General features: G+C 39.8%; 12 protein-coding genes. 3 read left to right on the top strand and 9 right to left on the bottom strand.

Features of this window, described 5'->3' with window-relative positions; all coding sequences use genetic code 11:
* Positions 1-102: 102 nt before the first annotated feature.
* The 6 genes from MKZ26_RS02655 to MKZ26_RS02630 all read right to left on the bottom strand — a co-directional run bounded on the left by MKZ26_RS02655 (position 103) and on the right by MKZ26_RS02630 (position 5,798).
* On the bottom strand, positions 103-909 hold the full coding sequence (locus MKZ26_RS02655; RefSeq protein WP_340764205.1) for a GNAT family N-acetyltransferase: 807 nt from the start codon (positions 907-909) through the stop codon (positions 103-105).
* Positions 910-959: 50 nt separating this feature from the next.
* Positions 960-1,148: a hypothetical protein gene (locus tag MKZ26_RS02650; protein WP_340764202.1), complete on the bottom strand. Its 189-nt coding sequence runs from the start codon at positions 1,146-1,148 to the stop codon at positions 960-962.
* A 471-nt stretch (positions 1,149-1,619) separates the two neighbouring features.
* Entirely contained in the window at positions 1,620-2,654 is a 1,035-nt protein-coding gene (gene fni / locus MKZ26_RS02645) for a type 2 isopentenyl-diphosphate Delta-isomerase (RefSeq protein WP_340764200.1), read from the bottom strand.
* Positions 2,655-2,709: 55 nt separating this feature from the next.
* A complete protein-coding gene (locus MKZ26_RS02640) occupies positions 2,710-3,990 on the bottom strand; it encodes a plasmid pRiA4b ORF-3 family protein (protein ID WP_340767598.1) in 1,281 nt (426 codons plus the stop codon).
* Positions 3,991-4,211: 221 nt separating this feature from the next.
* Entirely contained in the window at positions 4,212-4,724 is a 513-nt protein-coding gene (locus MKZ26_RS02635; protein ID WP_340764197.1) for a D-glycero-alpha-D-manno-heptose-1,7-bisphosphate 7-phosphatase, read from the bottom strand.
* Positions 4,725-5,477: 753 nt separating this feature from the next.
* Positions 5,478-5,798 carry a GNAT family N-acetyltransferase gene (locus MKZ26_RS02630; protein WP_340764196.1) on the bottom strand — a complete coding sequence of 107 codons (321 nt, stop codon included), beginning with the start codon at positions 5,796-5,798 and terminating at the stop codon, positions 5,478-5,480.
* A gap of 1,196 nt (positions 5,799-6,994) precedes the next feature.
* Here MKZ26_RS02630 and MKZ26_RS02625 point away from each other — a divergent pair.
* The 3 genes from MKZ26_RS02625 (at position 6,995) to MKZ26_RS02615 (ending at position 9,343) form a co-directional block, all read left to right on the top strand.
* On the top strand, positions 6,995-8,266 hold the full coding sequence (locus MKZ26_RS02625; RefSeq protein WP_340764194.1) for a LysM peptidoglycan-binding domain-containing protein: 1,272 nt from the start codon (positions 6,995-6,997) through the stop codon (positions 8,264-8,266).
* A gap of 90 nt (positions 8,267-8,356) precedes the next feature.
* Positions 8,357-8,752, top strand: coding sequence for a hypothetical protein (locus tag MKZ26_RS02620; RefSeq protein WP_340764192.1), 396 nt, complete (start codon positions 8,357-8,359; stop codon positions 8,750-8,752).
* Between the two features lie 261 nt (positions 8,753-9,013).
* Positions 9,014-9,343 (top strand): hypothetical protein, encoded by a 330-nt coding sequence (locus MKZ26_RS02615; protein ID WP_340764189.1) that lies wholly within the window; start codon positions 9,014-9,016, stop codon positions 9,341-9,343.
* A gap of 19 nt (positions 9,344-9,362) precedes the next feature.
* Here MKZ26_RS02615 and MKZ26_RS02610 read toward each other — a convergent pair whose 3' ends face one another.
* Genes MKZ26_RS02610 through MKZ26_RS02600 form a run of 3 tightly spaced genes read right to left on the bottom strand, consistent with a single transcriptional unit; the run spans position 9,363 to position 13,032 of the window.
* Positions 9,363-9,857, bottom strand: a complete 495-nt coding sequence (locus tag MKZ26_RS02610; RefSeq protein WP_445683397.1) for a (2Fe-2S)-binding protein — start codon at positions 9,855-9,857, stop codon at positions 9,363-9,365.
* Entirely contained in the window at positions 9,854-10,690 is an 837-nt protein-coding gene (locus MKZ26_RS02605; protein WP_340764187.1) for an FAD binding domain-containing protein, read from the bottom strand. The genes MKZ26_RS02610 and MKZ26_RS02605 overlap by 4 nt, the downstream gene beginning before the upstream one ends.
* Positions 10,687-13,032 carry a xanthine dehydrogenase family protein molybdopterin-binding subunit gene (locus MKZ26_RS02600; RefSeq protein ID WP_340764185.1) on the bottom strand — a complete coding sequence of 782 codons (2,346 nt, stop codon included), beginning with the start codon at positions 13,030-13,032 and terminating at the stop codon, positions 10,687-10,689. Before MKZ26_RS02600 ends, MKZ26_RS02605 begins: the two co-directional genes overlap by 4 nt.
* Positions 13,033-13,054: the final 22 nt, after the last annotated feature.

The following is a 13,054-nucleotide window of genomic DNA, read 5'->3' as shown; positions in this document are numbered from 1 at the left end:
AGGTAGAGTCTAAGTTATCAAGTCCCCCCTATTTATCACTAACTGTGTGTACCAACAATCGTTTACAAGCATATTCACCGTATGTTGACTCAAGAAATAAGACTATTGTTTTACCCAAATTGCCTTTGTATAGACAACTTTCATTCCTACTCTTTCCATATTGTTTTGACTAATGGAACCAAATCTAGCTTGCCCTACAACTAACTTGATGTTTAGTGTATTAGCATGACGAATGCGTTCTCTAATCAAAGCATTTTGTATTCCTTTATTTCTTAAGTGTGGAACAGTAGCTGCCGCCGCAAGAGTAGCTATCCCGTTTTTAATGAACAATACACCAATTCCTGCGGGTTCATTTTCAACAATTGCAAGATAAAAAGTCCAATCTTCATTGTCATATAAGATTTCATTATTTTGAGCAATCCCACTTTGTAAAAATGCAGGCATTTGAAATCCTTTTGCATAAATTTCTGCAAACATATCAAATTCATTTTTCTCCAACCTGCGGATTAAAATCTTTGGATTAATTGGCGCTAAGTCTTGGGACAGCGAAGCATATAGAGTTGTATGAAAGTTTGACTGATAAAATCCTGCCTTATTGAGATAAGTAAGGAAATCTGAAGAAACGTGTGCTGGAGTCAACTCAAATCGCACAGGAATTTCTCTGTCATTATAAAATTCGATTAGTTGATCTACAAACTTCTCATCGCCATCTTTTAACCCTTTAATCGTATTAAAAGATGGCCCTGGAATATTTTTGACTGAAAATGCTGTGGCATTTCCAAACCTTTGTATGTCGACTCCCATAGGGTTACCTTTTATTTCTTGAACAGCAGTCAGCTTTGAAAGCAGTGCATCAACTTCGGATTGTTCTATTTTTTCAGCTAGTCCTTTAGTCAATATAAGATTCACACCTGACACACCCTTCCTCAATTTGATTACTACTGGGCTCTATTAGTCTACTAGTTTAACCCTCCGTCTAATAAATAACTAAATAATTCTTTTTTTATATTCTCATCCCATTCACTACTATTCTCCAACACAAAAGCACAACAACCACTTAAAAAATAACGCATATCATTCAAATTTTTTTGTTGTTTAATGTAAGCTGCTTGTCCATCCATAGCTATAAATTTATCCTCTTTAGTCAATTAATCATTCCTATATTTAACATTTCAGAAAATTATAGCATATATAATTAGTTGAGTAACCCACTTCGTAAAACAGATATACTATAAGTAATGACTCCAAGTCCTATCACAGCTAAACATTTTGGTAATAAATTCTTAGATTCAATTGGAATACCTATGGATTTTGAGACACTTCTTTGCTTTAATCTCATTAAAGCAAAAAAAGAGCTCAAATTCAGCTCTTTTTTTCTTTATAAGGTAACTATCATTCTGTCTCCTCTTGCCTTTCAATCTTCTCTCACAGTGCCTCTTCCGCATATACTCTCATTGACCATGTCTTCTTTGAAAATCCCCTGCAATGTATCCAGTAGATTATTTGGCAAATCAAACCTAGCAAACTCGTAAATTCCCGCTCGGTTTCTTCAGGGTAATTGTAATCCCACAGCGCATCGAAGTCTGCCATAACTCACTATCCACATAGTATTTTAGATGTTAACGGATCTGGTAACTGACTCTATCCGTCTCTTTCAACTCAGCCAGAGAAGCCGACCCAATACCGAACATTGCCATCCGTAGTTCCAATTCCCTCGTTTCCATCACTTCCAAGACATCCTCCATAGACTGCGTGGCTTCCTTCAGAATCGATCTGCCGAATCCGACCATGTCTGCACCAAGTGCAATGGCTTTGGCTCCATCTAGGCCAGTATGCATTCCACCGCTTGCGATTATTGGTTGCTCCTCAATTTTACCCCTTACCGAAGTAATGCATTCGACTGTTGGGATGCCCCAATCACTGAACGCTTCAGCTGCTTTTCTCTTTACTGTAGATGTTGAACGAAACTTTTCGACCTGACTCCATGACGTGCCGCCTGCCCCCGCTACGTCGATAAAGGAAATGCCTGCATCGCATAAACGTTTAGCTGTGGCCCCGTCAATTCCCCACCCGACTTCCTTCACACCAACTGGCACTTCCAAATCACTGCAAAGTCGTTCAATTTTCTCCAATAAATCTTTGAAATCAGTATTTCCTTCTGGTTGAATCACTTCCTGAATACTGTTCAAATGGAGGACAAGTGCATTCGCCTCTGTTATTTCAATGATTCGGCGACATTCATCTACGCCAAAGCCATAGTTAAGCTGAACCGCGCCTAAATTAGCGATTATCGGGATGCTCGGTGCATATTTCCTTACTTGAAAAGAAGCTCGATGTTCCGCACTTTCTATCAGCGCTCGTGTCGAACCCAAAGCTAATCCCCAGCCTCTTTGTTCTGCAGCTTCGGCAAGATTCCGATTAATTGTTTCTGCAAAGGCAGCCCCGCCCGTCATCGAACTGATAATAAATGGTGTTTTGCAATCATGATCTAAAAATGTCGTATCGATTGCGATATCATTGAAATTGATTTCAGGCAACGCATTATGGATGAATTTGACCTTTTCAAAGCCTGTTGTGATCGTGTCACCCGTTACGTGCTCATTCAATGTAATTTGAATATGTTCTGATTTTCTTTGGTTAATTGGTCCCGTCATTTGAAAACACTCGCCTTTCTCCATGGTGTTAGTGATTACTCATTAATCACTTTATTTAGTAGAAGTCAGTGTATTGCTCTGGTGCCTCTCCCCTTGTCTCTTGCACATAAGGATTAAGTATTTGTTCAGCATTCTCGTTTATGTCATCTACTTCTATTAAAAATGTCCATTCGTCACCATAATCGTAAATATACAGAAACTTTTGCCTCTTGATAAAACCAACAGCCCCAATTTGTATTTTAGAAGCATCCGCATGACCAAAGTCATCATTAGGAGATGCGATACAATCATGTGACCATTTTTCACCATCCATGAAAAAAGAATACAGATGATCATCGTCAAATTCAAATGCTTTGATAATGATTTGGTGGAAATCGTCCATTGTATGCTTAGCTGATAAAGTCAATTTTCTCCATACTCCCTTTGATAATGAAACCTTGAAAGTGTAACGACCATCAATGAATTGTTTTCGGTTTCTAGGCAAGGTATGCAGCAATTCATCTTTTGAAAATAAATCTATAAACGGTTGAAAAAATGGCTGGGCGCTTTGGTCTTCATCGGATAAATACGCACCGAATCTCCCATCTAATATTGAACCTGGTATAACATTGAACTCTCCATCTTCCCGACGCAACGCGATATTCCATGCACATACGTTTCGCGAAATAAGTAAAATAGGTATCATTTGAGTACCGAACTGCGTAACCTCAATCTTTTTGGCGTAATATACACTTTTGCTATCACGTTGTTCTTTACGTTCTACATCCTCTTCGCAAATCCATAAACCCAACCACTCAAAATAGAGATTGAAGTAATACCAATCATATGTACAACTTGCTAGTATCCGCCCGACATCGGTTTTTGGGCTCTTCACTACCCAAGTTCGTCCTGGCTCATCCCGACTTAATATAGAAAACACTTCGGGGAGCGTTAAAGCTATTGAATTATTTTGTTTATCTTGAAGTCTCGCCCAATTCACATCGACCCAGAACGTTTCGAGTAAAAAAAAGTATTTTTCTACATCTGTTAATTCTTTATACAAATCCATTCTTTCTGTTACTTTCAGTTGGAGCGGTCCCGATTTTACCGACACCTTTTCCAGCAAACGTCCGCTTAAAGCTAAGTGATAGATTAAATGGATGAAAGAATAATAGTCCTGTTCAGTATACGATGTACAATCCTTGGTTCTTATGGTCATACGTTCATTAATCGCGGGCAGATGCTTTCTTGATATGTACTCTTTTGCCTTTGTTAGCTGAACTACATTTCCGCTTATATAGCTAACAAACTCATCAAAATCAGCTACTAAGTTGATTGGAATTGATTCATTATTCATAGCGTTCAATTTTATAACCCCTTTTCCCGTTGGATTAGATAGGATTATTATTATTCCAATGGACAATCCCTAAAATGCTTTCCTGCCCTTTTGTCTAATTATACAATTTCCTCACTCGAAGTTGTAGTTTCGTCTCGCTTCTTAGAGTCATCACTGGTTAAGAATACGAAATGATGGCTGATAAAGAGGATAGGCGATTACATATCTTATAAGGAGTGAATTTATATATAAGCGAGTACCTCTTTGAGATTGTCCAGAACGTAAATGTTTTTCATATTGGAAGATGAACCTACCCCTATTCCAAACCCCTTCATCTTCATGTTGATTGCTAGTTCTACATCTACGATTGAGTCGCCAATCATAAATGATTGATCAATATTTATATTTGGATATTTTAGTATTGCATTCATAATCATCCCGGTTTGAGGTTTTATACAATCACAACCTTCATCCCTACTGTGAGGACAGTGAAATACATCCAGGACTTTTATTTTATGACATGATAATTCATATAGCATCTTTGTTGTAATGTCATGGTACTGCTCTATTGATATAAATCCTTCGTTTATTAAGTACTGGTTCGTGATAATAATTATCTCATAACCTCTTTGACTAACGCTCTTTAACGTCTGAATTGAATCGGCTAGAAACACAGGGTTCTTTATATCCGTCCACTTATGGTCAGGATAGTCTTCAATAATGGTCCCATCCCTATCAAAAAATGCGACCTTCAATTAAATCCCTCCTTATTTTTCATTGATTCATGGGTGATAACACCGCCTGCCTCGTCAACTTGCGTGAAGCTGAAAACTCAAGTGGATTTTAACAAAAAGTCAATTCGATTATAGAAAAATTTGGAAGTCAGCTAGTAAGCGATGTAAAATAATAAGTGAGTTTCTAGGGTGGTAAAGATCGGAACTATTCCCTTTAAGTTATTTACTTAAATCCATATATACTAATAAGTTGTCAGGGGCGCAATTCAAACGTATAATGAGGATATAGCTTGACTAGAATAAAAAAAGATTGATCGATGTTGTCGCATCGACCAATCAATGCAATAGTCGGTTCCCTACAAGGGGATCAGCACTTACGGAGTGAGAATAACCCATCCCTATGAGCCGTTAACTCAAGGATGGGTTATTTTTTATGGTTAAATGACAGAATCAACACAATTAAAGTTGCGAAAGCTACAGCAAACATTAACGTTTCAAAAACTGACATCGACATCACCCCCTTTCATGGGGAGTGAGCCGACCACCCTTGAGTCACCTATTCTATTACCTTTTAATTATACCATACAGACGTTCTTAGATTAACTAATAGTTCATGATGAAATAACTCTTCCACTTTTGTCTGCCAGTACTTCCCCCAACGCTAGTCTCTTCAGATTTCATTCTTCATAAGCGTCCCGCTGTCATTAAACCAGATGACTAACCATTCGGCATCCAAGTAATACACCACCTAAATTCCCTGTTTATCTTAAATATCTATCCTAACGACTTTTTTAATACATAACTCACTTTGTCATACTCCATTTCCTCTTCATAAAACCGATGTGCGTCTGTTCGTTGCAAGCCTGATGACAGCGCAACACTTTCATAACCGTTGTCTTTTGCCCACTTATGGACATAGGTAAGTAACTTCTCCCCATACCTACTAGACCGTTTCGTGGTATCCGTCACCAAATCACAAATCCAAATGAATCGACCATAATAAAGTGTGATTAGTGGCTTGAAACCGATTACTGCAACGATATTCCCTTCACTTTGTACACAGACAGTTGGTAACAATCTTTCTCTGTACTTCACAGACTAATTCCAAGTAGGTATCTACATCCAAATGTGTTCGCAACTGCTTCATAATCGGATATGCTTCAACAATTTCATTATGTGTTTGAAACTCGTTAATCGTGAATCGTGAATCGTGAATCATTCCTCACACACAGCAACCCCTTTTCCATAAATATACCATGCGGTTTCATTGCAACATGATTAAATTGTTTGCCGAGCTCATTCGAGAATACAAATATCCAAAAGCTTATTCGAATCAAACACTTGAAAGTTAAACCCCTCAAACGTATAATAAGAATAAGATTAGAATACAATAAAAAAGACCGCTTGGTGCGCTAACACCAAACGGTCAATGTAATAAGCAGGTTCCCTACAAGGGGATTGGCAAAATGACAGGGATAACCCATCGAGCCTTTAACTCAAGGATGGGTTATTTTTTATGGTTAAATGCAAGTACCAATACGATCAATGTTGCAAAAGAAATTGCAAACATTAACGATTCGAATACTGTCATTGGCACCACCCCCTTTCGTACGGAAGTGAGCCGACCACCCTTGAGTCACCTATTCTATTACTCTTCTATTATACCATACATACGTTCCTCCAAACTCCAATTCCACTATTCCTGTATGAAAGATTTATAACTCTATCATCATTTTTATGTAAATATAAAGGCATCTAAAAAGATGCCTTACATTTAAAATGAAAAAGTCGTTTAAGGTAGCCTTGTAAGCTTATCTATCCCTGCAGTTTTTACATACTTTAATGAGTTCTTTCGCTTCCGTTTTATGATTGTATAATAACTTAATTCTATTTCGAGTACACAACGGACAGTCTCCTCTTCCTTTTGAAGGGAGCTTTTTTATTGCTTTTCCTCGGTTTCTTTTCGCCATGACCATCCACCTCCAGAATGAAAATTCATCTTTCTCTTTATCTAATGATGGCATGGGGAGATCTTATGGGTATTTTAATAATTTATTTATGAAAAACTATTCTTGGTAATTAGATATCATGATAAGGAAGTCCGTTAATTGCCATAGTCCGTCCTTTTTTACTGAGATTATCTACAAGTAGTGACATATATATATTCAATCATTTAATAGCGGGAATAATACCTTCGAAAATACAAAAAGAGGTATTTCACACTCTTGCAATACTATCCCCCGTCCCTTTTGAATATCATAAAAGAGATGAATATATGAGGAGAGAACTATATGCAAATTCATGTAGTACATCCAGGGGAAACATTATGGTTGATTGCACAACGCTACGGCGTCACAGTAAACCAAATCGTGGCAGCTAACCAGTTAGAAAGTCCAAGTAAACTAGTAAGTGGATTGGCTCTAGTCGTTCCAACACCTCCCCAGACCCATAGGGTACAACCTGGTGAAAATTTAACAGGAATTACACGCCGTTATGGCACAACTGTCAAAGAAATTAGTGAGGCAAATCAAATTCAAGATCCCAATCTGATTATATCTGGAACTATATTAACCATCCCCGCCCATAAACCAGTTATTGATGTGAATGCCTACACAATCAATACTGGGGAAACAGGCGCTAGGGAAATTCAAGAAGTTGGCCAATATTTAACCTATTGGATGCCTTTTGTTTATACGATTCGTGAAGATGGTGGGCTAAGTACCATCGACGATACCGCTATGCTTCAATCTGCCGCTGCCGAAAGAGTTGTTCCTGTGATGGCCATTACAAATTTCAGTGCCACGGCCGCCGGATCTACTCTGGCGCATTCAGTCCTTGCAAGTACTGATATCCAGGATGTTTTATTAACAAATATTTTAAAAGTCATGAAAGAAAAAGGCTATCAAGGATTAAATATTGACTTTGAAAATGTGTTGCCGGCCGACCGTGAAAACTATAACCAATTTTTGCAACGTGCAGTGGATCGCTTGCATCCGGAAGGTTATTCCGTCTCAACAGCCCTTGCTCCAAAGATTAGCGATGAGCAAAAAGGGTTGTTATATGAAGCACATGATTACGCAGAACACGGAAGAATTGTCGATTTCGTCGTATTGATGACCTATGAATGGGGTTATCGATTAGGTCCTCCACAGGCAATTTCACCGCTAAATGAAATAAAAAGGGTGCTGGATTACGCTGTTACCGTAATACCAAGAAACAAAATCTTGTTTGGTTTTCAAATCTATGCGCGCGACTGGTTACTTCCTCATGTGCAAGGACAAGAGGCAGAAACATTTAGCCAACAGGAAGCAATTCGCCGGGCTATTCAATATGGGGTGGCCATTCAATATGACCCAATAGCGCAGTCACCATTTTATCGCTACACGGATGCAGAGGGGCGTAACCACGAAGTCTGGTTCGAAGATGCCCGCAGTGCACAGGCAAAGTTTGATGTGGTAAAGGACTATAATTTACGCGGAATTAGTTACTGGGTTCTTGGTTACCCATTCCCGCAAAATTGGTTGTTACTGGAAGACAACTTTACTATCCGAAAAATACGCTAGATTTCTTTATCGATACATCCAATAACCTTATCCCTACAGAGTCACTGAACATAGGATAGGATACCCGATACTTGGAATGGAGGCACTCTTATGTACTATAACCCTTATCCACACTGGGCCAATCCTTATTCTAATCCACTGTGGCTGTACAACGAGCATGTTCAACCACAGACCGTTTTAAGTCCGCCAAGTCCTTTTCCATCTATAAATACGCAAGTGTTGAATACTTCGGCCCTAAGATTTCAAGATCTATTGAAACAAGCGGATTTATTAGCAAGCAAGATCGTTAACTCTAAAGAATTCGCACATGAGTTAATGGAAGCAGCACAACTATCAAATACAAAAAAGGTGGATGAATTAATTGTATCAACAGGCATTACATTAAAAATCAAAACAAATTTTAGCCCAACTGGAATTCGTATTGAGTTAAACAACGACGAAAATCCAGGTGAATGTTGTCATTTACTAATGACATTAAAGTGGTAAGGTTGAGGATTCTTTTTTGTATTCCGGACATAATTTACGCGAAATTAGATTGATTAGAATAAAAAAAACCAAGCAATCAGCGTAACAACTGGTTACCAATGAGCTTAAATAACCCACCCCAATGAGCTATTTACTCAGGGATGGGTTATTTTTATATCGTTTTGAATTGTCAAATCTGTCCCTATAATCATTGATTAAAAAGGACTAATTTCACTAACACTAACGAGGACAAGTCTATTTCAAACGAAAGGAGTCTTCCTCTTGAAACAACAGTCTGATAAGAACCAAGCACATACGGAGCAACAATTCCAAGGTCAAAAGAAACAAGCACTACAAGCAATGAAACAGGCAATGCAAACAATTCAGTTGAGCACTTCAACGACTGACCTCCAATCGTTGCAACAAGCACAGCAACAACTTCAACAAGCATCACAGCTGCTGAATCAAATGCAAGGGACTGCGGTTACCAAATCGACTACCGCAGTTCAGCAACAATTGGAGCAAGTTCGGCAACAAATCGAACAGGCTGCGCAAACCTTACAGCTTATCCATTCGCTAAATAGTGGAAATAATAGCTTCAAAAAAGGTTAAAAACCTGCCTTCGACTTATTCAACCAGTCGAAGGCAGGTTTTTCTTTTCAAGTAACGCAGCTTTTACTGCTTCTTTAATCTCCTGATAGCCCGTACACCTGCATAGATTCGACTGAAGCCACTCTTCAATCGTCTCATCTTCAGCGTCAGGATGCTTTTCAATAAGGGCATGTGCATTGACGATAAACCCTGACGTGCAGTAGCCGCATTGAATGGCCCATTTCTCAATGAATGCTTTTTGAACCGGCGAATCCAACAACCCCTCGATTGTTGTAATTGGTTCATTTACCGCTTCAACTGATAAAGATAGACATGAATGCATTGGTTCACCGTTTATAAGGACAGTACAAGCCCCACAATCGCCGTTTTCACATGCTTTTTTTGCACCAGTTAAGCCAAGTTGCTCGCGTAATGTATGCAAAAGCGTATCGGCAGACCGGATGACCGCATCATGGGTTTCACCATTCACAAGAAGTTGAATAATTGTTTTTGTTGTATCAATGGAATTGATCACTTTTTCCCCTCCAAAATTTCAAACGTATCTACTAACAGGTTTTTTAACACGAATCCACGGTAAGCTGCGGATGCATGCGAGTCATCCACAATTGATGCTGGAAGATGGGAGGCTATTTGTTCAATTCTTTCCCTCTCAGATAATGAATTATCATTAACAATCGCTTCTATCTTCTTTGAACGAAATGGAAAACTACACAACCCGCTAAAAGCGACACGGATTTGGTTCTCTTTCAACAAAGCCGCTAAAGTGACGACAGGATAACCCACTTTAGTCATTTGAGTCCGTTTCAAACTAAGATAAGGCAAATCGATAAATGATGCATCGACGATAATTTGAACAAGGAATGTACCTTCATCTAAAGTCATCTTTCGATCGAATATTTTTTTCAATGAAACAACTTTTTCTTCTCCCTGTGAGGCGATCTTTACCTTTGCATCCGCTAATAGAAATGGTAAAACACCTTCCCGGTATATCAATTGACTATTTATATTACCGCCTATCGTAATTTTGTTTCGTGAAGAATGATTGGCAATTTGCTTAACAGTTTGGCTTAATAAGGGAAACTGATTTGTTTCCACCAGTTTATTTAACGAAATCGCCGCACCAATAACAAGCTGCCCTCCCTGGATTTCACATACATTGCATTCAGGAATCCCTTTAATATCAATTACCACATCGGCATGCATTTTATTCGTCCGTGCGAACGTAATGAATTCTGTTCCTCCTGAATAATAGATAACTTTTTTCCGGAGACTAGTCGCTGTAATATACGTCTCTATAGCTTCCGCAATGGTTGAAGGCTTATAGTAGTTAAAATCGAATGCAATCATTGTCCGCTCTCCTTCTTTGTTTTCCATATTAATTCTGGAATGAGCGGTAGTTCGTTCAATTCAACTTGCGCTGCCTCGGAAAGTCCATTCGCTAACGCCGGTGCCATACCGATTACTCCGTGTTCCCCGATTCCCCGTGCACCATACGGTCCGTCCGCAAATGGTGTTTCGATAAAATCGACCAAATACTCTACCGGCTGTTCCCCGTAACGAAGCATATGATAAGTGCGCAGATCCGCGTTTTCTACTACCCCATTTTCATCAAAATGAAACGATTCACTGCTAGCAAAACTTAACCCAAAATACATGCCGCCCCGCATTTGCTGCGTCGCCATCATGGGATTAATAATGGTACCGCCGTCAAGCACCGTGACAGCTTTAAGTATTTTGTATGTGAAATTACGTTCATCCAATTCGACTTCTACCGCCTGTGAACCGACAGACCACCATGACCCCGGTTTCCCGAAACCAGTTTCCTTATCCATCGGTGTCAAATGGCGTTGAATATAAGAACCAGTTCCTATAATCTGCGCGCCTACCGCATGGCCGCTAGGTAATGTGTAACCTAAAGCAATGTCCTTTATTTCAACTCCGTAAGCGGGGTCAGGTACTAAATAGACGCGTCCGCCTCCCACTTCCAAATCCTCTTCAGAGCATTGCAATACGATGGAAGCTGTTTTTTTCATTTGTTTAATTGCACTTTCAGCGGCAGCTAGTACTGCGCGTCCCGCCAAGAACGTCGTGCTGCTCGCAACGGTGCTCCATTGATGTGGATCATACTGTGTATTCACTTCCATGATCACGTGAATTTTATCCATCGGCATATTCAACTTTTCAGCAAGAATCTGTGCAAGGGTGGTTTTCGTTCCTTGTCCAAGCTCAATCGCAGCACAGTTTAAATTCACAGCTCCATCTGGTTCAAATGTGATAACTGCTCCTGCTTGGGCATTCGTCGCAGTCTTCGACGTTTTCCAAAACAAACTGATTCCCTTTGCGCGCACTAAATTTTCGCCAACTGCGATTCTTTGCCCTTCATCCCAGCCAATCAATTCTTTTGCTCGAATAATACATTTTTCAGTATCCCCTATATTATTTGTAGTGAGTACTGTTTGGGTAGGTGTTGTGTCTCCAGGTTTAATCACATTCAATATTCGTAATTCAATCGGATCCATATTCAATTGCTTAGCTAATATGTCCATCGTTCTCTCAACAGCAAAAGTCAGCTCGGGATGCCCATAACCTCGGTATGACGTTGCGAACGGATGATTCGTATACATGCAGTAGGAGTCACACCATACATTTGGAACATTATATGGCCCCGTGCAATCGAGTGCAATCGCCTGCGTTATACCCGCCCCATGGTCTGTATAAGCACCTGAATCAACGAGGAAGGTATACTGCCCCGCCATCAATTTCCCTTCTTTCGTCACACCCAGTTTTATCGTTGCATCAAGTCCGATATGACACGGGGCGGTTATCATATCCTCTTCCCGCTCATACTGTAGCTTGACCATTTTCCCACCGACAGCTTTCGATGCCAAATAAGCAAGTGGCTCTAATTGAATAGCTCCTTTTCCACCGAAAGCACCACCAATTAACGGGATGTGGACGATAACATTGCCTACTTCAATATTAAAAAACTGGTTAAATACCTTTTTAATCATATAGGGGGATTGAGAACAGGAATGGATAATCACTTTCCCGTCCGGATTGATCTCCACCCGGGTACTTCGTGTTTCCATCGCGGCATGATCGGAAAGGTTGAATGAATAAGAAGCCGATATCATTTCTGCACAATTCGCCCAGATAGTGCCAATATCTCCTTTACGGATTTTAATGTGACTCCCGATATTTGTACCAGGAACAGGATAGACGTTATCGATTATTTTTGTATAGTCTCCGGAATTGTCATGTACTAATGGTGCGTCAGCTTGGAATGCCTGCTGGACTGAATTCACGACGGGTAGCGGTTCGTATTCTACTTTTACCTTGCTTGCCGCCAGTTTTCCTTGATGTTCAGAATCCGCCACCACAATTGCTATCGGCTCCCCATAATACCGCACCTTGCCGAATGCCAATGGTGGGCGGTCTGCAAGAATCGGACCAATATGAAATGGGAAAACCTCTCCTGTCACGATTGCACGCACGCCAGGTATTTTCCATGCTTCAGTCGTGTCGATAGATTTAATCAAGGCATGTGCTTGAGTGCTTTTCACAAGTTTCGCGTGCATTAGACCAGGTACCGAATAATCCCCAACATATCTAACTTTGCCCGTCGATTTTTCTACCACATCAATTCGTTGTTCAGACTTGCCAACCGTTGTCCATATTTTATTCGTCATTCACAAACGCCTCCTGGACAAA

The organism is Sporosarcina sp. FSL K6-6792 (genome assembly GCF_038004885.1).
In the GTDB taxonomy this organism is placed as follows: Bacteria; Bacillota; Bacilli; order Bacillales_A; family Planococcaceae; genus Sporosarcina; species Sporosarcina psychrophila.
Note: the sequence above shows the minus strand (reverse complement) of the source record. Positions and strands in the feature narration are given on the sequence as shown.